Source organism: Pseudomonas sp. D1HM (assembly GCF_019266105.1).
Taxonomy (GTDB): Bacteria; Pseudomonadota; Gammaproteobacteria; order Pseudomonadales; family Pseudomonadaceae; genus Aquipseudomonas; species Aquipseudomonas taetrolens.
Genome location: NZ_LRMN01000004.1, coordinates 108,174 through 127,695, shown reverse-complemented (window position 1 = coordinate 127,695; position 19,522 = coordinate 108,174). Strand labels below are relative to the sequence as shown.

The window sequence follows — 19,522 nt, the reverse complement described above, 5'->3', positions numbered from 1 at the left end:
TTCCTGCTGTTCGCTATTACCGGGTTATCGGCGCTGCCAACGGCAACTTGAGAGAGTCACCCGGGCAGTGCTCGCGCTGGTCTCGATCCCCCCGCTGAGTTACCCTTGCATATTATGTGTGTTTTCCCACAAGGATCGAAGAAATGTCCGAGCCAGTAAAACTGCGCGCCCTCAACCAGGCTCACTGCAAGGATTGCAGTCTGGCACCTCTGTGTTTGCCGCTTTCGTTGAATCTGGAAGACATGGATGCCCTGGAGGAAATCGTCAAGCGCGGCCGCCCCCTGAAAAAAGGCGAATTTCTGTTTCGTCAGGGTGACACTTTTGGCTCGGTCTACGCTGTACGCTCTGGCGCGCTCAAAACCTTCAGCCTGAGTGACAACGGCGAAGAGCAAATCACCGGCTTCCACCTGCCAAGCGAACTGGTCGGCCTGTCAGGCATGGACACCGACACCTACCCGGTATCGGCTCAGGCCCTGGAGACCACTCCGGTCTGCGAAATTCCCTTCGAGCGCCTGGATGAGCTCTCCGTGCAACTGCCCCAGTTGCGCCGCCAGCTAATGCGTGTCATGAGCCGAGAAATTCGTGACGATCAGCAAATGATGCTGCTGCTGTCGAAAAAGACCGCCGATGAGCGTATCGCGACCTTTTTGGTCAACCTCTCGGCACGCTTCCGTGCTCGCGGGTTCTCGCCCAACCAGTTCCGCCTGAGCATGTCGCGCAATGAGATCGGCAACTATCTGGGCCTGGCGGTTGAAACGGTGTCACGGGTATTTACTCGCCTGCAAGAAAACCAATTGATCACCGCCGAAGGCAAGGAAGTCCACATCCTTGACCCGATCAGGCTCTGCGCCCTGGCGGGTGGCACACTGGACGGTTAAAACAGGCGTGACCGGGCTATACTGGCGCGCTTAACGCACGCCAGGACACCCGATAATGGTCTTCGACGACTTCTGCCTCAAAACCCTGATTCGCCCTGTGATCGACTTCCCCAAGCCGGGGGTCATTTTTCGCGACATCACCCCGCTGTACCAATCCCCCCGCGCCATGCGCGTGATCGCCGATAGCTTTATCGAGCGCTATGTCGAGGCTGACTTCAGCCACATCGGCGCGATGGACGCCCGAGGATTTTTGATTGGCTCAGTACTGGCCCATCAACTCAACAAACCGCTGATCCTGTTCCGCAAGCAAGGCAAATTGCCCGCTGACGTTTTGGCCGAAGGCTATCAGACTGAATATGGTGAAGCGTTCCTGGAAGTTCACGCCGACAGCCTGTGTGAAGGCGACTCGCTGCTGATTGTCGATGACCTGATCGCCACCGGCGGAACGCTGATTGCAGCAGCCAACCTGGTTCGTCGCATGGGGGCACAGATCTTCGAAGCTGCCGCCATTATCGACCTGCCGGAACTGGGTGGCTCCAGACGCCTGCAAGAAATAGGCATCCCGAGCTTCTGCCTGACCGAGTTCTCGCTGACCGAGTAAAACTGCGCAGCCTTCGGCAGCGGCTACAGGATACCCGTAGCCGTTGACGAGCGGAGCGAGACTACGTACGAAGCACGGAACACTGCACCCCACGGCTGCTACGCAGCCCGACGCGGCCTCGTTCTACTCGACCGCTGCTACAAACAGCCTCTGTCGCCGCTACACGGTCCGGATTACAAGGCGATTGGTTTGCGCCCGGCGAACGAATGGGCCAGGGTGCCGCCATCCACCAGCTCCAGCTCGCCACCCAGCGGTACGCCGTGGGCAATGCGCGAAGCGATCAGGCCTTTGCTGCTCAATAGCTGGGCAATGTAATGCGCGGTGGCTTCGCCTTCGACGGTGGGGTTGGTCGCCAGGATCACTTCACTGAAGGTGCCCTGCTCTTCGATACGCGTCATCAATTGCGGAATACCGATCGCCTCGGGCCCCAGCCCGTCCAGTGGCGATAAATGCCCCTTGAGCACGAAGTAGCGACCGCGATACCCGGTCTGCTCAACAGCGTAGACATCCATCGGCCCCTCGACGACGCACAGCAACGTGTCATCCCGGCGCATGTCCGCACACTGCGGGCACAAGTCATCTTCAGTCAGTGTTCTGCACAGACGGCAATGACCCACACCTTCCATCGCCTGACTCAAGGCCAGCGCCAAACGCGAGCCACCGCTGCGATCACGCTCGAGCAATTGCAGCGCCATGCGCTGCGCAGTCTTTTGGCCCACACCCGGCAAAGTACGCAAGGCATCGATCAGTTGGCGAATCAGGGGGCTAAAGCTCATAGGGAAAAGTCCGACAAAACAACAAGACGCGGTTTATACCCGCGGGCCGGGCCAGCGTCAAATACCTGCGACCGCACGATTCGACGCTGCCTGCCGGGCAGGCAAAAAAATGCCAGGCACATGGCCTGGCATTGTCGAACCCGCCTTAGAAAGGCAGCTTCATGCCCGGCGGCAGTTGCATGCCGGCGGTCACACCCGACATTTTGTCCTGGCTATTGGCTTCGACCTTGCGCACGGCGTCGTTGACGGCTGCGGCCAAAAGCGCCTCGAGCATTTCGAGGTCTTCTTCGCTGACGCCTGCAATCACGGACGGGTCAATGCTGACGCGCTTGATGTCGTGACGACCGGTCATCACCACACTCACCATATCGCCACCTGCCTTACCGGTGACTTCAGCATTGGCCAGTTCTTCCTGCATCTTGGCCATTTTTTCCTGCATCTGCTGCGCCTGCTTCATCAGGCCGGCCATGCCACCTTTCATCATGGGAATCACCTCAAACGTTATTTGGACAATGCACCCGCGATCAACACTGACCTCGGGCTGTAAGTGCCTATCCTGGTGTTACGAAGCCTTGGCCTCGACAACATCGACAGGTTGAATCGTATCGTCGCGGACAGCCGCGCCAAACTGTTGAATCATTTGCTGGATCAACGGATCGGCATAAATCGATTCTTCTGCCAATCGCTGACGCTCAGCCCGGAAGCGGGAAGCTGCCTGAGCCGGGGTTTCCTGCTCGGGCTTGACCAGCTCTATCGTGACTTTGAGTGTGCGCTGGTGGTACTGGTTCAGTGCATCGTTCAACCGGCGCTGCTGAGTCGCGTTGAACAGCGCACTGTGAGCCGGGTCCAGATGCAGCAGCCAGTCATCACCGTCGACCGCCATCAGGGTGCAGTTGGCACCAATGCTCGCCGTCATGCCCGATACCGGTAATTTGGGGAACATGTTCAGCCATTCAAGGGCCAGCCCGGTTGCAGGCATCGCAGCCGGCAAGGGTTCTGGCTCAGGCGCTGGCTCGGCAGCATGCTCACTGGCGAGCTCATCGAGGTAGCTGTACGCCGCCGAATCCATATCGGGCTCGATGTAATCTTCGTCCAGCGGCGGCTCATCATCACGATCCATGCCAGACAGCGCAGCGTCCACCTGACCGGCGGTTGGCTCAGGCAGCGGCGCAGCGGTCCAGTCCGGCGCATCCGGAACCACGCTATCCGGGATAGGCAGCGGCATCGGCGGCAAATCTGGTTGCTCACCCGCCGTATCCAGAACGGGCTCAGACTCAGACGCAAGCTGCTCTTCCACCTGCGGGGCTGACGGCTCGTTCCAGGGCAAGTCCTTGGGCACGGCAACCGGTTCAGGTGCAGGTGCAGGTGCAGGTGCAGGCTCGATGACAGGCGCCGGCACGGGCGCAACCACCGGCTCGGGTTTTTGAGCAACTACCGGAGCGACAGGTGTCGCACCCGCCACGGCTTGGGAGGAATCAACTGTGGCTTGGCTGATCCCCACTGGCTTTAGCGGCTGACTCGGTGTGTCAGCGGTATCAGCCGGACGGAACGCCAGCATCCGCAGCAGGACCATTTCAAAGCCACCCCGCGGATCCGGTGCCAATGGCAGGTCACGCCGACCGATAAGGCCCATCTGGTAATAAAACTGCACGTCTTCGGCGGGCAATGCCTTGGCCAGGGCCAATACACGGTCGCGGTCACCGTGACCGTTGTCGACACCCTCGGGCAACGCCTGGGCAATTGCCACACGGTGGAAAACGTTAAGGATTTCCGACAGCACGCCGTTCCAGTCCGGGCCTTGCTCAGCCAGATGGCGCACGGCTTCCAGCAATGCCCGCGCATCGCCTTCAATCAAGGCATGCAACAGATCGAACACCTGACCGTGATCAAGCGTCCCCAGCATGGCACGCACATCGGCGGCCAGAACCTTGCCTTCACCGAAAGCAATGGCCTGGTCCGTGAGGCTCATGGCGTCACGCATCGAGCCGTCAGCGGCGCGCCCCAGCAACCACAGGGCATCGTCTTCAAACGGAACGTTTTCGACACCGAGTACATGGGTCAAATGCTCGACCACCCGCTCGGGCGTCATGTTTTTCAGCGAAAACTGCAGGCAGCGGGAAAGAATGGTGGCCGGCAGCTTTTGCGGATCCGTGGTCGCCAGAATGAATTTGACGTAGGGCGGCGGCTCTTCAAGGGTTTTCAACAGCGCATTGAAGGAATGGCTGGACAGCATGTGTACTTCGTCGATCAGGTAGACCTTGAAGCGCCCACGGCTTGGCGCGTACTGCACGTTGTCGAGCAGCTCACGCGTGTCTTCGACCTTGGTGCGGCTGGCGGCGTCGATTTCGATCAGGTCGACAAAGCGCCCCTCGTCGATTTCGCGGCAGACCGAACACGTTCCGCAGGGCGTCGAAGTGATACCTGTTTCACAGTTCAGGCATTTGGCGATGATCCGCGCAATGGTGGTCTTGCCGACGCCACGGGTACCGGTAAAAAGGTAGGCGTGATGCAGGCGCTGACTGTCCAGGGCGTTGATCAGAGCCTTGAGCACATGGGTCTGGCCGACCATTTCGCGGAACGAGCGCGGACGCCATTTACGTGCAAGAACCTGATAACTCATTGATAACCGTCGCGTCTGAAAAGCGGAGGGGGCTAATGCTAGCGGAGCAAGGCCAAAATTGCATCTGATGCGCTCGCCTAATATGCCGCTGCGGGCATTTAAACAACCCGAACGGGCTGAAAATCCGGACACGACAAAACATCAACCGTTCACGGGAACGTTGAATGCGGGCTTGATCGAGGGAATGACACTTCAACGCCGGAGCGTTGTGAAGCGGACTCGCTTCGCTTTGAAGCAACAACCCTACGGAACAGGGTTCTTGAAATGGAGGCAACCCCACCAGCCACACCCCGGCACACAATGTTCCCGCTGTGGCTGCTTCCTTCCGGATCTGACCAGGTTCACGGGTAATCGTTGCGGGGGGACCGATAGGGTCACCATAACAACATCCGCCTAGCAGCGAACGGCGCCATTGTACCTGTCTGACGAAAAGTTACAACCGCTCGGGCAAGAATAAAAAAATGAGCGGGTTCAAGCACTTGGATTCAGCTTGCTCGCCCCCGCCGCCCTTCAGATGCCCTGCTGGCTCAAAAACGCTACAAAGGCTTCTTCATCCAGCACCTTGAGCCCCAGCTCATTGGCCTTGACCAGTTTTGAGCCGGCTCCCGGCCCTGCCACCACGCAATGGGTTTTGCCGGACACCGAACCCGAGACCTTGGCGCCCAGGCTTTCCAGCCTGGCTTTGGCCACATCGCGGCTCATCAATTCCAGCGAGCCGGTCAGGACCCATGTCTGTCCGGCCAGCGGCAAGCCTTCAACAGTCTTTTTCTCGCTCTGCCAGTGCATGCCGAAGTCCCGCAGTTGCGCTTCGATTGCCAGCGCAGCCCGGGCGTTGTCAGGCGAGTCGAAAAACTCACGCACCGATTTGGCCTGCTTCTCGGGCAATGCCTGACGCATGTCCAGCCAGTCGGCCTCGATGACACCCTGCAGCGAGCCGAATTTTTCAGCCAGCTTTTGTGCGCCACCCGGCCCGACCGAAGGAATGTGCAGCTTGTCGATCAACCCGCCCAAGGTGGTACTGGCCGCAAATTCGGCACCCAGCTCACCTTGATCCTGCAACTCCAGGCCGCGCTCCAGCAACTGACCGATCACCTGCTGGTTGTGCGCATCGCTGAAGAAGCTGTGGATCTCGTAAGCCACCTCCAGACCGATATCCGGCAAATAGGTGAGTACTTGCGGCAACGCACGCTGTACGCGCTCCAGGGAAGCCAGCGAGCGCGCAAGCACCTTGGCGGTTTCTTCGCCAACGTCCGGGATGCCCAGGGCGTAAATGAAGCGTGCCAATGTCGGGCGCTTGCTGTCGGCAATGGCCTGCAGCAAGTTCTTGCTCGACAGCTCGGCAAAGCCTTCCAGGTCGACAATCTGCTCGAAGGTCAGGGTGTACAGGTCGGCCGGTGAGCTCACCAGGCCTTCGTCCACCAACTGTTCAACACTCTTCTCGCCCAGGCCTTCAATATCCATTGCCCGGCGAGAAACAAAATGAATAATCGCCTGTTTAAGCTGGGCGCCGCAGGCCAGACGCCCGACACAACGATACACCGCACCTTCACTGATGGTTTCACGGCCCTTGCTGCGCTTGACCAACTGTGTGCGCTCGACATGGGAGCCACATACCGGACAGCGCTCAGGAATATGCACCGGCCGCGCATCCTCGGGGCGACGCTCAAGCACCACCTGCACCACTTGCGGAATCACATCTCCGGCGCGACGAATGATCACCGTGTCGCCGATCATCAGCCCCAGGCGCGCGACTTCGTCCATGTTATGCAGCGTGGCATTGGACACCGTGACACCGGCCACCTTGACCGGTTTGAGGCGTGCCACCGGGGTCACCGCACCGGTACGCCCGACCTGGAATTCCACGTCCAGCAACTCGGTCAGTTCTTCCATTGCCGGGAATTTATGCGCAATGGCCCAGCGCGGTTCACGGGCACGGAAGCCCAGTTCGCGCTGCGATGCCAGGTTGTTGACCTTGAACACCACGCCATCGATCTCATAGGGAAGAGAAGCCCGGCGCTCGCCAATGTCACGGTAGTAATCCAGGCATTCAGCAATGCCCCGGGCCAGCTTCAACTCATGGCTGATGGGCATGCCCCACTGCTGCAGTTGCTTGAGATTGCCGATATGGGTATCAGAAAATTCTTCAGACACCTGCCCCAGGCCGTAGCAGCAGAACTCCAGTGGACGGCTCGCGGTGATTTTCGAGTCCAGTTGACGCAAGCTACCTGCTGCAGCGTTACGCGGATTGGCAAAGGTTTTGCCGCCTGTCGCCAGTTGGGTCTCATTAAGGCGATCGAAACCGGCCTTGGACATGAAGACTTCGCCACGCACTTCCAGCACCGCAGGCCAGCCGCTGCCATGCAGCTTGAGCGGAATATTGCGCACGGTGCGAACGTTGACGCTGATGTCTTCACCCGTGGTGCCATCACCCCGGGTAGCGCCGCGCACCAAATGGCCATCCTGATACAGCAGACTGACCGCCAGCCCGTCCAGCTTGGGCTCGCAACTGTACTCAACCTCAGCACCGCCACCGAACAGATCACCTGCCGGCAGGTCCAGACCTTCGCTGACACGCCGGTCGAACTCACGCATATCGGTGTCGTCGAAGGCGTTACCCAGGCTTAACATGGGCACTTCATGACGCACCTGAGTAAAGGCTGAAAGCGCCGTGCTGCCGACGCGCTGGGTGGGCGAGTCCGCCGTGACCAGTTCCGGATGCTCAGCCTCAAGCGCTTTCAGCTCACGGAACAGGCGATCGTACTCGGCGTCCGGGATGCTCGGCTCGTCGAGCACGTGATAACGATAGTTATGCTGATCCAGTTCAGCGCGCAGCTCTAGAATGCGGGTATTGGCGGCGGTCATGGGGTGTTCTCTCACAAAGCAAAAGAGCAGCCGAGGCTGCTCCTGTGTTAATCATTTTGCTCCGCACCGGGGGCAAGCCAGCCGCCCCCAGGGGATTTCAACGTTTTTGGGTCAAGGCCCGACGCTCGAACTCAACAATGCGCTGGCGGTAATGCTCGATAGTCTGCGCGGTCAACACACTGCGCTGATCATCCTTGAGCTCGCCATTAAGCTCCTGCGACAGTTTGCGTGCTGCGGCAACCATTACATCGAAAGCCTGTTTTGGGTGGCGCGGACCAGGCAAGCCGAGGAAGAAGCTCACGGCCGGCGTCGAGAACAGGTCAATGTCGTCCAGATCAAATACGCCCGGTTTGACGGCGTTGGCCATGGAGAACAGTACTTCGCCATTGCCGGCCATGCTTTCATGGCGATGGAAAATATCCATCTCGCCAAAACGCAGACCGCTTTCAAGGATGTTCTGCAGCAATGCCGGGCCTTTGAATCCAGCCGGATCGCGACTGATCACGCTGATCACCAGGACTTCCTGAGCAGCCTGCTGAGGCTGCTCTTTTTCCTCAACCGCCGACACACTTGGCGCTGAACGCCCACGTGAGCGGGTTTCGTCCGGGAAGTCATCATCCCGGGCGCTCAGGCTCGGGCCGTCATCCAGATCGAGGTTCAGGTTCAGGTCGCCCTGACTTGGTTCTCCGCCACGCTTGCCGCGCTTGGAACCCTTGTCACGCGCCGACATGCTCACCGATGGCAGGTCGTGCTCATCGAGCTGGGGCTCTTTGTGGTTCGGCGTGTCCAGGACACGTGAAGGCCCCAGCAACTCAGGGCTGGTTTCTTCCTCGTCAGGGGCGTTGGAGAAGCTGCGATCAAGGCGAAACTTGAGCTTGCCCTTGCCGCCACGCATACGGCGCCAGCCATCAAAAAGAATACCGGCGATGACCACTATGCCGATGACGATCAGCCACTCGCGCAGACCGATTTCCATGTAATCCCGTGCCCCTAAAAAATGATTCTATAAAGAAGAGCCTAAAGCCCTTTAAAACGTGGCGCCAACTCTATGTTCTGAATGGCGTTTTACCCACGTACAAAAAAATTAGACGTTAAATTAACACGACCAAAGATAACTTTACACCGTCTGTCGCATTGAGCTAAGCCCATGTAGCCGCTGACCTACAAGTCATATCAGTCAAATCCTTAGGAATTTTCTGACAAGAAGAAAATTTTGGCCCTACTTGCTTATAGCTCAAGCGTCGACCATTGCCATTGCCTCCTCGACATCAACCGCCACCAGACGCGAACAACCCGGCTCATGCATCGTCACGCCCATCAACTGATCCGCCATCTCCATGGCGATTTTGTTGTGGGTGATGTAGATGAATTGCACCGTCTGCGACATCTCCTTCACCAGGCGTGCATAGCGACCCACGTTCGCGTCATCCAGGGGCGCATCAACCTCATCGAGCATGCAGAACGGTGCCGGATTGAGCTTGAAAATGGCAAAAACCAACGCCAGGGCTGTCAGCGCTTTCTCCCCGCCGGACAGCAAATGAATCGTGCTGTTCTTCTTGCCCGGTGGCCGCGCCATGATTGTTACCCCTGTATCGAGTAAATCTTCGCCCGTCAGTTCCAAATAAGCGCTGCCGCCCCCGAAAACTTTTGGGAAAAGCGCCTGTAATCCACCATTTATCTGATCAAAGGTGTCTTTGAAGCGACTACGGGTCTCTTTGTCGATCTTGCGAATGACGTTTTCCAACGTATCGAGCGCCTCCACCAGATCGGCATCCTGGGCATCCAGATAACGCTTGCGCTCGGACTGCTGCTGGTACTCATCGATGGCGGCGAGGTTGATCGCCCCCAGCCGCTGAATACGCGCAGCAATCCGCTCCAGTTCTTCTTCCGCCTGCTGCTCATTGAGCTCGCCATCCAGGGTGGCCAGCACCCCGTGCAGGTCATAGCCATCAACCAGCAACTGATCCTGCAACGCCGTTCGTCGCACCGTCAGCGCCTGCCACTCCATGCGTTGCTGCTCCAACTGACCACGAATCAGCTGCGATTGTTGCTCGGCCTGATTCCGGCGCTTCTCGGCGTCACGCAACTCGCGATCGGCATCCTCGAGCGCTGTCTGGGCGATCTTGAGTTCTCCATCGACGCTCAAGCGTTTATCGAGCAGCTCTTCGAGCTTGAGGCGCAGCTCTTCGAGAGGCGCTTCGCCCTCCTCCAGGTTAAGCGTGAGCTGCTCGCGTTTTTCAGCGAGACGCTCAGCCTGCAATTCCAAACGTTCAAGGGCCTGGCGGGTCGAGTCATGTTGGGCTTTCAGCGCCCCCATGCGAACCGCCAGCTGGTGGGCGTGATCCTTGTGCTGACGCGCGTCCTGGCGCACCCGGTCGAGCCGCTCGCGCAGGCTGTCACGCCGGGCCAGCAACAGCTCTCGCTGCTCGGTATCGGTGGCCATGGCTTCCAGCGCATCCTGCAATTTCAGGCGCGCTTCACCCACCTGTTCGTGCTCCAGCGCTCGCTGCTCAGCGAGTTCGGCCAGTTCTTCGTCCAGCCGACGGCGGCGCAAAGTCAATTGCTCGACCTTGGCTTTGCTGGCGGACAGTTTGGCCTTGATCTCACCTTGCTGCCGCGCTTCGTCCTGCAATCGACGGCGCACCTGCTCTCGGGCATCTTCTTGAGTGAGCTGCTGCTCACGCAAATGTTGCAGTTGTTCTTCAAGGCTCGCGAGCGTGGCCTCACGCTCTTCGCGTTCCAGCCCAAGACGCTGGATTTCCTGACCACGGGCCAGTACGCCGCTTTCGGCTTCGCTGGCACGGCGCACGCGCAAAAAGTGCCGCCCGACCCAATACCCGTCGCGGGTGATCAGGCTTTGCCCATCACCCAACTGAACGCGCAAGGCCAGCGCCTGCTCAAGGGTTTCAACCGGCCTGACCTGCCCGAGCCACGGCGTCAGATCAACATCGGCCTCGACCTTGTCCAGCAGGCTGCCTGAGGGATGCGCGCCTTGCGAACCGGCACTGAACAGACGCAAGTCGCCCTGGGCGAACCCCGCCAGGTCCAGTGTCGAAAAATCATCGACCAGCACCGCCTGCAAATCTGCACCCAGCACGGTTTCTACTGCCAGCTCCCACCCGGCTTCCACCCGCAACCCTTCGGCCAGTCGCGGACGCTCGACGAGCTGCTGCTCACGCAACCATTCACTGGCGCCGGTGCCTGGATCAAGAGCTGCCTGCTGCAAGGCCTCCAACGAAGCCAGACGACCGTTGAGACGCTGCAAGTCGCCCTGGGCCTGCTGCTGATTCTGCGTGGCTTGCTGCAGGTCATGCCGCACTTGCTCCAGGCGCTCAACCAACTGTTCCTCGCTGATCTGCAGTTCCTCGTGCGTCAGCTCGCTGGTCGCCAGGCATTCGCTCAACTCGAGGATCGCTGCGTCTTCCGGGTCTGCGGCCAGTAACGCGCGCTCTTCAGCCAAACGGCGCTGGCGTTCAGCCACACGCTCCATACTGGTTTCCAGCTGCTGGATACGCGCCTGCAGCACCTCGGACTGGCGCTGCGGTTCGGCCGAGCGCAGGTTGAAGCTGTCCCACTGTTCTTGCCAGCCGTGCATCCCGAGTTCGGATTCTTCCAGTGCGGCAGCCGCTTCTTCAGCGGCAGCGCTGGTCAGCTCCTGCTCCGGCTCAAGCATTTCAAGCTCTTCGCCGAGGGTCGCGAGCATCGTGCGGTCATGTCCCAGGTGGGACTCGGTTTCGAGACGCGAGCGTTCGGCTTCGCGCAGGTCATCCTGCAGTTGGCGCAAACGCTGCTGACCGTGCTGGATGCTTTGCTCAACCCGGGCAATGTCGCCACCCACCGAGTAGAAGCGCCCTTGCACCAGATTGAAGCGCTCGGACAGATCATGGTGCCCGTCACGCAAGCGTTCGATGCTGGCATCGGCGTTGCGCTGCTCGGCCACCAGGGCCTCGAAGCTGACTTCCTGGTTGCCGATGACTGCTTCGCGCTGCCCCACTTGCTCATTCAGGGCCTGCCAGCGCAGGGCTGACAGCCGGGCCTTGAGCTGACGCTCCTCGGCCTTGTATTCCTGATACTTCTCGGCCGCTTGCGCCTGACGATGCAAACGTTCGAGCTGACGACCCAGCTCTTCACGCAGGTCGGTCAGGCGAGCCAGGTTTTCATGGGTACGGCGAATACGGTTTTCGGTCTCGCGGCGGCGCTCCTTGTATTTGGAAATGCCGGCCGCTTCTTCAATAAAGTTGCGCAGGTCTTCAGGCTTGGACTCGATCAGCTTGGAGATCATGCCCTGCTCGATGATCGAATAGCTGCGCGGCCCCAGGCCCGTGCCGAGGAAAATATCGGTGATGTCACGCCGACGGCACTTGGTGCCATTGAGGTAATACGTGGTCTGGCTGTCACGGGTGACCTTGCGCCGGATCGAAATCTCGGCGTAGGCCGCGTATTCGCCCAGCAAGGTACCGTCGGAGTTGTCAAAGACCAGCTCGATGCTGGCCTGGCTGACAGGCTTGCGCGTGGTCGACCCATTGAAGATGACGTCCGTCATCGACTCGCCGCGCAGGTTTTTGGCCGAGCTTTCGCCCATCACCCAACGCACGGCGTCGATGATGTTCGATTTGCCGCAACCGTTCGGCCCGACGACAGCAGCCATGTTGCTCGGGAAGGTTACCGTCGTCGGGTCAACGAAAGACTTGAAGCCTGCGAGCTTGATGCAGGTAAGGCGCACGCTCAGGCAACCGTCAAGGCAGACAGCACCAGATCACAGCTGCGCTGGGCATAACGGCTCAGCACCACGCGAACCTGCGGCAGATCCCGCGCCAGCACAGCCTCGAGCAACTGCGCGAACAGCGCCAGAAACTCGCTCATCTCTGCCTTGCGCTGCTCCAGCGCCAGGTAGTAGGCGCGACTCATGGCCGGGTGCAGGTTTTCGACGGTTTCTTGCAGGTACGGGTTGTCGGCAAACGGGTAAGCGGCACGCATTACATTGAAGCTGTCGTCAACGAACGCGCTGATGTCCTGGCGCTCGTAGCTGGCAATCAGCCGCTGCTGAATTTGCAAAAACGGGCCAAGGTCAGCTTGCACAGCCCAGCGCTGGGCAACGGCATTGCCCAGCAGGATGTACATCTCGCTCATCAGCGTGCACAGGCTCTGCACCTTGTGCGGCGTCAGCTCGGTCACATGGGCGCCACGCCGCGGAAGGATGGCGATGAGGTGTCGACGCTCAAGAATCAGCAACGCTTCGCGCACAGAGCCACGACTGACATTTAGCGCCAGCGTCACCTTCTGTTCTTGAATGCGCTCCCCTGGCTTGAGCTCGCCGCGAATGATGCGTTCGGCGAGGTGATGAGCGATTTGCTCGGCGAGGCTATCCGGCGCCTTGAACGTCATGTTTACCTTCAAAATCTTTGATCAATGCAAGCGGCGCAGTGTAACGCACTTGATACCCGCTCGCGGAGTGCCCCAAGTGCTGAATTTGGCACGAAACAAGCAAATAAATCGGCAATAACTGCCACAGAACATCGATTGGCCAAGCTTTGTTCATTTTATTGACCCGAAAGTCAGTTATGACTAAATTCAGCTTGAGCCGCTCGAGAACAATGACGATTATGCGAGGCCTTCCGTGATCCAGTTCCTACTTAATCAGACACTACGCACCGAGCACGCACTGGACCCGAATCTAACCGTACTCAATTACCTGCGCGAGCATCTGCACAAACCCGGCACCAAAGAAGGCTGCGCCAGCGGCGATTGCGGAGCCTGCACCGTCGTCATTGGCGAAATACACACCGATCAACAAGGCCAGGAGACTTTGCGTTACCGCAGCCTCAACTCATGCCTGACCTTTGTGTCTGCGTTGCACGGCAAACAATTGATCAGCGTAGAAGACTTGAAACACGAGGGCCAGTTACACAGCGTGCAAAGCGCAATGGTCGACTGCCACGGCTCCCAATGCGGCTTTTGCACACCCGGTTTTGTCATGTCGCTGTTCGCGCTGCAAAAGAACAGCAGCGGCGCCAACCCTCAGCAAGCCCACGAAGCCCTGGCAGGCAATCTCTGCCGCTGCACCGGTTATCGCCCTATCCTCGCCGCCGCAGAGCGCGCCTGTGCGGTGCCCGCGAGCGATCAGTTCGACCGGCACCAGGCCGAGACACTGGCCCGGCTCAAAGCCATTACCCCGCTACAGACTGGCGAGCTCAACAATGGCGATAAACGCTGCCTGCTGCCTTTGACCCTCAGCGCCCTGGCCGACCTGTATGACGCACACCCTCAGGCGCGCCTGCTGGCAGGCGGCACCGACCTCGCGCTGGAGGTCACGCAACTGCATCGCTCGCTGCCGGTGATGATTTACGTTGGCCACGTGGCCGAGATGAAGCGCATCGAACACTTTGAAGACCGTATTGAAATCGGCGCCGCGGTGACGCTGACCGATGCCAGTGACGTACTCACGGCCCAATACCCGGACTTCGGTGCGCTGTTGCAACGGTTTGCCTCATTGCAGATCCGCAATCAAGCCACACTGGGGGGCAACATTGGCAACGCCTCACCGATTGGCGATTTGCCGCCCTTGCTGATCGCCGTCGGCGCGCACATCGTTCTGCGTAAAGGAGAGCGCCGCCGCACGCTGGCACTCGAGGATTACTTCATCGATTACCGGGTCACGGCACGCGAGGCCGGTGAGTTCATCGAGAAGATCATCATTCCCCGGGCCGGGCCTGCGGACGCATTGCGCGCCTACAAAGTTTCGAAACGGCTGGATGACGACATCAGCGCAGTGTGTGCAGCGTTTAATCTGCGTGTCGACAACGGCTTGATCCGTGAAGCCCGGGTGGCCTTCGGCGGCATGGCTGCCACTCCCAAACGCGCCCGGGCCTGCGAGGCGGTCCTGCGGGGTGCGCAATGGTCGGCTGCCAGCATTGAACGCGCCTGCCACGCCTTGAGCGAAGATTTCTCGCCGTTGTCGGACTTTCGCGCCAGCAAAGAGTACCGCTTGCTGATCGGGCAAAATCTGCTGCGCAAATACTACATCGAGCGACAACATCCACACCTTGATACGCGGGTGACAGCTTATGTCTGACCATCACAGCACCGGGCTGACCCAGGCCGGGATGATCGCCCGGTTTCAACAGGACTTGCAGACCGGCGTAGGCCGCAGCCTCCCCCATGAAAGCGCTGAAAAGCACGTATCGGGCGAAGCGCAGTACGTCGATGACCGGCTGGAGTTCCCGAACCAGTTGCACCTCTACGCACGACTCTCGGACCGCGCCCATGCCCGCATCATCCGGGTCGACACCACGCCGTGCCTGGCCTTCGCTGGCGTGCGCCGGGTGATCACGCATGAAGACATTCCCGGCCTCAAGGACATTGGCCCGCTGTTGCCGGGCGATCCGTTGCTGGCTATCGACAAGGTGGAGTTCGTCGGGCAGCCGGTGCTGGTCGTGGCCGCCTGCGACCTGAACACAGCTCGCCAGGCGGCGATGGCCGCGATCATCGAATACGAAGAGCTGGAGCCGGTGCTCGATGTTGTCCAGGCACTGCGCAACCGGCACTTTGTGCTCGACAGCCACACTCACCAGCGCGGCGACTCGGCCAGCGCCCTGGCAACCGCCGAAAACCGCCTGCACGGCACGCTGCACATCGGCGGGCAGGAACACTTTTACCTGGAAACCCAAGTGTCATCGGTCATGCCGACCGAAGATGGCGGGATGATCGTGTACTGCTCCACTCAGCATCCGACCGAAATCCAGAAGCTGGTGGCCGAAGTACTCGGCGTGTCCATGAACAAGGTGGTGGTCGACATGCGCCGTATGGGCGGCGGTTTTGGCGGCAAGGAAACCCAGGCCGCCAGTCCGGCCTGCCTGTGTGCCGTAGTCGCTCACCTCACGGGCCAGCCGACCAAAATGCGCCTGCCACGGGCCGAAGACATGCAGATGACCGGCAAGCGCCATCCGTTTTACGTCGAATACGATGTCGGGTTCGATGCCTGCGGTCGGCTACAAGGCATTCAGATAGATCTGGCGGGTAATTGTGGCTATTCACCTGACTTGTCCGGATCAATCGTGGACCGCGCCATGTTTCATGCCGACAACGCCTACTACCTGGGCGATGCAACGATCAACGGTCATCGCTGCAAAACCAATACCGCTTCGAATACAGCGTTTCGTGGCTTCGGCGGCCCGCAAGGCATGCTCGCCATCGAGGAGATCATGGACCGTATCGCTCGCCATCTGGGCCTTGATCCACTGGCCGTGCGCAAAGCCAATTACTACGGCAAGACCGAGCGCAATGTGACCCACTATCACCAGGTCGTGGAACATAACCTGCTGCAAGAAATGACTGCCGAGCTTGAAGCCAGCAGCCAGTACGCCGAGCGCCGGGCAGCCATCCGGGCCTTTAACGCCGGCAGCCCGATCCTGAAAAAAGGCCTGGCGCTGACCCCGGTCAAATTCGGTATTTCCTTTACCGCCAGCTTCCTCAATCAGGCCGGGGCGCTGATCCATATCTATACCGACGCCAGCATTCACCTGAATCATGGCGGTACGGAAATGGGTCAGGGGCTCAATACCAAAGTTGCGCAGGTGGTCGCCGAAGTGTTTCAGGTCGACATCAGCCGCGTGCAAATTACCGCCACCCACACTGGCAAGGTCCCCAACACCTCCCCCACCGCCGCCTCCAGTGGTACGGATCTCAATGGCAAGGCTGCGCAGAACGCGGCTGAGATCATCAAGCAGCGCCTGGTCGAGTTTGCGGCCGGCAAGTATCAGGTCAGCGAGCAAGAGGTGGTCTTTCACAACGGGATGGTGCGCGTTGGCCAGCAGATCCTGAGTTTTGAAACCCTGATACAGCAGGCTTATCTCGGCCAGGTGTCGCTGTCGAGCACCGGCTATTACAAAACGCCGAAGATCTTTTATGACCGGAACCAGGCCCGCGGACGGCCGTTTTACTACTATGCGTTTGGTGCCGCCTGCACCGAAGTGATCGTTGACACGTTGACTGGCGAATACAAAATGCTGCGTACCGACATCCTGCATGACGTCGGCGCGTCGCTAAACCCGGCCATCGATATAGGCCAGATTGAAGGCGGCTATGTGCAGGGCGCGGGCTGGCTGACCACAGAAGAACTGATCTGGAGCCCCAAGGGCCAGTTGCTCACCGCCAGCCCGGCCAGTTACAAGATTCCGGCCGTGGCGGACATGCCGCTGGATCTGCGCGTCACCCTGGTTGAAAACCGCAAGAACCCCGAAGACACAGTGTTCCACTCCAAGGCCGTGGGCGAGCCGCCACTGATGCTCGGCATCGCCGCCTGGTGCGCAATCAAGGATGCGGTCGCCAGCCTGGCCGACTATCGTGTACAGCCTGACATCGACGCGCCGGCCACCCCTGAACGGGTGTTATGGGGCTGCGAGCAGATGCGCGCGAGCCGCTCGGGTGAGCCCAAATGACCACCGAACCACGGGAGGCTCGCCATGAATGACTGGATCAGCGCATTGGCCGACCTGCAGCGACAGGGCGAGCCCTGCGTGCTGGTGACGATCATCGAGGAGCAAGGCTCGACACCGCGCAATGCCGGCTCGAAAATGGTCATCAGCGCCACGCAGAACTTCGACACCATCGGCGGCGGCCACCTGGAATACAAAGCCCTGCAGATCGCCCGCGACATGCTCGCCAATGGCAAGCACGATACCCATTTGCAGCGCTTCATCCTCGGCGCCAGCCTGGGCCAGTGCTGTGGAGGCGTGGCGGTACTTCTGTTTGAACCGATAGGCCAGGTGCACGCGCAGATCGCCGTGTTTGGCGCCGGCCATGTTGCACGGGCCCTGGTACCGTTGCTGGCCAGCCTGCCCTGCCGGGTGCGCTGGATCGATTCCCGGGAGCAGGAATTCCCGGCTTCGGTACCTGAAGGCGTACGAAAAATTGTGACTGATGAGCCCGTGTTTGAAGTGTCTGACCTACCAAGCGGTTGCTACTGCATCGTCATGACGCATAATCACGCCCTGGATCTTGAAATATGCACCGCCCTGCTCAAACGCAACGACTTCACCTATTTCGGTCTGATTGGCTCAAAAACCAAACGCATGAAGTTTGAACATCGTCTGCGCGAGCGCGGCATCAGCGCATCACAGGTGCAGCGCATGCGCTGCCCCATGGGACTGAGCGAAGTCAAAGGCAAACTGCCGATCGAAATCGCCATTTCCATCGCTGGCGAAATTATCGCCACTTACAACACCCACTTCGGCCAGCACACTGCCTGCGCTGAATCCGCTGCCGTTGAACCCATTAAAAAATGGCTACCGTCCCCACGACGCAGCCACGCCACGAATTGAGAAACGTCATGACCTGTAAAGCCTATCGCGCCGCCATTCTGCACAGCATCGCCGACCCCGCCGAAGTCGGGATCGAGGCTTCGTATGAATATTTCGAAGACGGCCTGCTGGTGGTCGACAACGGTCAGATCAAAGCGGTCGGCCACGCCACCGAGTTACTCGCGTCGCTGGCCGCCGATACACCGATCACTGAATACACCGACGCACTGATCACCCCCGGGTTTATCGATACCCATATCCACTTCCCGCAAACAGGCATGATCGGCGCCTATGGCGAGCAATTGCTCGACTGGCTCAACACCTACACGTTCCCCTGCGAGAAACAGTTCGCCGACAAGGCCCATGCCGACGAAGTGGCCGATATCTTCCTCAAGGAACTGCTGCGCAACGGCACCACCACGGCGCTGGTGTTCGGCAGCGTGCATCCGCAATCGGTCGACGCCTTGTTCGAAGCCGCACAGCGCCTGGATCTGCGCCTGATTGCTGGCAAAGTGATGATGGACCGTAATGCACCGGCGTACCTGACCGACACGGCCGAAACCGGCTACAGCGAAAGCAAGGCACTGATTGAACGCTGGCATGGCAAAGGCCGCCTGCATTATGCGGTCACCCCGCGTTTTGCTCCCACCAGCACCCCTGAGCAATTGACCCTGGCCGGTAAACTGCTGGGCGAATACCCGGATCTGTATTTGCACACCCATATCAGCGAAAACCTGCAGGAAATCGAGTGGGTCAAGTCGCTCTACCCGGAACGCAAAGGTTATCTGGACGTATACGACCATTACCAATTGCTGGGTGAGCGTTCGGTATTCGCCCACGGCGTGCATCTTTGTGATGAAGAGTGCGCGCGGCTGGCCGAAACCGGTTCGGCCGTGGCCTTCTGCCCGACCTCCAACCTGTTCCTGGGCAGCGGTCTGTTCAATCTGCCCATGGCAGAGAAACACAAACTCAATGTCGGATTGGGAACAGACGTTGGCGCCGGCACCAGCTTTTCGCTGCTTAACACCTTGAACGAAGCCTATAAGGTCATGCAGCTGCAAGGCGCACGCCTGAATCCGTTCAAATCGTTATATCTGGCGACGCTGGGTGGCGCACGCGCACTGCGCCTGGAAGAGCGGATCGGCACTCTGCAACCGGGCACCGATGCCGACTTTGTGGTGCTCGATTACAACGCCACACCGCTGCTCAGCTACCGCCTCAAGCAATCAACCGACATTGCCGAGACCCTGTTTGCATTGATGACTCTGGGCGACGACCGTACCGTTCAACAGACGTACGCCGCGGGCAATCTGGTGCATCAGCGCTGATCATTGCAAAAAACCTGTAGCCGCTGCCGCTGCCTGCGAAAAGGCCCGAAGGGCCTTCATGATTTCACAAGCCACCCACCCCGTAGCAGTTGACGAGTGCAACGAGGCGACGTCGGCTTTTGATCTTGATCCGCCCGCCCCTTTCGGGAGGCCGAGTGG

Annotated in this window: 13 protein-coding genes and 1 other RNA gene; 6 read left to right on the top strand and 8 right to left on the bottom strand. The window is 59.5% G+C overall.

All coding sequences use genetic code 11. The features are described 5' to 3' along the window. Positions 1-143 precede the first annotated feature (143 nt). Both fnr and AWM69_RS06880 read left to right on the top strand, forming a co-directional pair. Entirely contained in the window at positions 144-878 is a 735-nt protein-coding gene (fnr, locus tag AWM69_RS06885; RefSeq protein ID WP_131653081.1) for a fumarate/nitrate reduction transcriptional regulator Fnr, read from the top strand. A gap of 55 nt (positions 879-933) precedes the next feature. Continuing rightward, the gene (locus tag AWM69_RS06880) at positions 934-1,479 is read left to right on the top strand and encodes an adenine phosphoribosyltransferase (protein WP_131653082.1); all 546 of its coding nucleotides are present in this window, start codon (positions 934-936) and stop codon (positions 1,477-1,479) included. Between the two features lie 173 nt (positions 1,480-1,652). Here the strand turns inward: AWM69_RS06880 and recR are convergent, their stop codons facing one another. The 8 genes from recR to AWM69_RS06840 form a co-directional block, all read right to left on the bottom strand. After that, positions 1,653-2,255, bottom strand: coding sequence for a recombination mediator RecR (recR, locus tag AWM69_RS06875; protein WP_131653083.1), 603 nt, complete (start codon positions 2,253-2,255; stop codon positions 1,653-1,655). Positions 2,256-2,400: 145 nt separating this feature from the next. After that, positions 2,401-2,739 carry a YbaB/EbfC family nucleoid-associated protein gene (locus AWM69_RS06870; protein ID WP_048382564.1) on the bottom strand — a complete coding sequence of 113 codons (339 nt, stop codon included), beginning with the start codon at positions 2,737-2,739 and terminating at the stop codon, positions 2,401-2,403. 78 nt (positions 2,740-2,817) lie between these two features. Next, entirely contained in the window at positions 2,818-4,875 is a 2,058-nt protein-coding gene (gene dnaX / locus AWM69_RS06865) for a DNA polymerase III subunit gamma/tau (protein ID WP_218726070.1), read from the bottom strand. Positions 4,876-5,149: 274 nt separating this feature from the next. Next, positions 5,150-5,246, bottom strand: an RNA gene (ffs, locus tag AWM69_RS06860) — signal recognition particle sRNA small type. 139 nt (positions 5,247-5,385) lie between these two features. Continuing rightward, complete coding sequence (gene ligA / locus AWM69_RS06855) at positions 5,386-7,737, bottom strand: NAD-dependent DNA ligase LigA (RefSeq protein ID WP_218726069.1); 2,352 nt, start codon at positions 7,735-7,737, stop codon at positions 5,386-5,388. A 97-nt stretch (positions 7,738-7,834) separates the two neighbouring features. Further along, complete coding sequence (gene zipA, locus AWM69_RS06850) at positions 7,835-8,713, bottom strand: cell division protein ZipA (protein WP_218726068.1); 879 nt, start codon at positions 8,711-8,713, stop codon at positions 7,835-7,837. Positions 8,714-8,971: 258 nt separating this feature from the next. Next, complete coding sequence (gene smc, locus AWM69_RS06845; protein WP_218726067.1) at positions 8,972-12,460, bottom strand: chromosome segregation protein SMC; 3,489 nt, start codon at positions 12,458-12,460, stop codon at positions 8,972-8,974. A 2-nt stretch (positions 12,461-12,462) separates the two neighbouring features. Further along, positions 12,463-13,122 (bottom strand): GntR family transcriptional regulator, encoded by a 660-nt coding sequence (locus AWM69_RS06840; protein WP_131653093.1) that lies wholly within the window; start codon positions 13,120-13,122, stop codon positions 12,463-12,465. Between the two features lie 232 nt (positions 13,123-13,354). Between AWM69_RS06840 and xdhA the strand changes: the two genes are divergently transcribed. Genes xdhA through guaD form a run of 4 tightly spaced genes read left to right on the top strand, consistent with a single transcriptional unit; the run spans position 13,355 to position 19,363 of the window. After that, positions 13,355-14,809 carry a xanthine dehydrogenase small subunit gene (xdhA, locus tag AWM69_RS06835; protein ID WP_131653094.1) on the top strand — a complete coding sequence of 485 codons (1,455 nt, stop codon included), beginning with the start codon at positions 13,355-13,357 and terminating at the stop codon, positions 14,807-14,809. Continuing rightward, positions 14,802-17,174, top strand: coding sequence for a xanthine dehydrogenase molybdopterin binding subunit (gene xdhB, locus AWM69_RS06830; RefSeq protein ID WP_218726066.1), 2,373 nt, complete (start codon positions 14,802-14,804; stop codon positions 17,172-17,174). Before xdhA ends, xdhB begins: the two co-directional genes overlap by 8 nt. 24 nt (positions 17,175-17,198) lie before the next feature. Next, positions 17,199-18,056 carry a xanthine dehydrogenase accessory protein XdhC gene (xdhC, locus tag AWM69_RS06825; RefSeq protein ID WP_218726065.1) on the top strand — a complete coding sequence of 286 codons (858 nt, stop codon included), beginning with the start codon at positions 17,199-17,201 and terminating at the stop codon, positions 18,054-18,056. 8 nt (positions 18,057-18,064) lie between these two features. Then, a complete protein-coding gene (guaD, locus tag AWM69_RS06820) occupies positions 18,065-19,363 on the top strand; it encodes a guanine deaminase (RefSeq protein ID WP_218726064.1) in 1,299 nt (432 codons plus the stop codon). The last annotated feature ends 159 nt before the right edge of the window (positions 19,364-19,522 follow it).

What these genes read in the sequence shown, in the direction of transcription:
- fnr (WP_131653081.1), top strand. Translation starts at nt 144, where the DNA reads ATGTCCGAGCCAGTAAAACTGCGCGCCCTCAACCAGGCTCACTGCAAG.
- AWM69_RS06880 (WP_131653082.1), top strand. Translation starts at nt 934, where the DNA reads ATGGTCTTCGACGACTTCTGCCTCAAAACCCTGATTCGCCCTGTGATC.
- recR (WP_131653083.1), bottom strand. Translation starts at nt 2,255, where the DNA reads ATGAGCTTTAGCCCCCTGATTCGCCAACTGATCGATGCCTTGCGTACT.
- AWM69_RS06870 (WP_048382564.1), bottom strand. Translation starts at nt 2,739, where the DNA reads ATGATGAAAGGTGGCATGGCCGGCCTGATGAAGCAGGCGCAGCAGATG.
- dnaX (WP_218726070.1), bottom strand. Translation starts at nt 4,875, where the DNA reads ATGAGTTATCAGGTTCTTGCACGTAAATGGCGTCCGCGCTCGTTCCGC.
- ligA (WP_218726069.1), bottom strand. Translation starts at nt 7,737, where the DNA reads ATGACCGCCGCCAATACCCGCATTCTAGAGCTGCGCGCTGAACTGGAT.
- zipA (WP_218726068.1), bottom strand. Translation starts at nt 8,713, where the DNA reads ATGGAAATCGGTCTGCGCGAGTGGCTGATCGTCATCGGCATAGTGGTC.
- AWM69_RS06840 (WP_131653093.1), bottom strand. Translation starts at nt 13,122, where the DNA reads ATGACGTTCAAGGCGCCGGATAGCCTCGCCGAGCAAATCGCTCATCAC.
- xdhB (WP_218726066.1), top strand. Translation starts at nt 14,802, where the DNA reads ATGTCTGACCATCACAGCACCGGGCTGACCCAGGCCGGGATGATCGCC.
- xdhC (WP_218726065.1), top strand. Translation starts at nt 17,199, where the DNA reads ATGAATGACTGGATCAGCGCATTGGCCGACCTGCAGCGACAGGGCGAG.
- guaD (WP_218726064.1), top strand. Translation starts at nt 18,065, where the DNA reads ATGACCTGTAAAGCCTATCGCGCCGCCATTCTGCACAGCATCGCCGAC.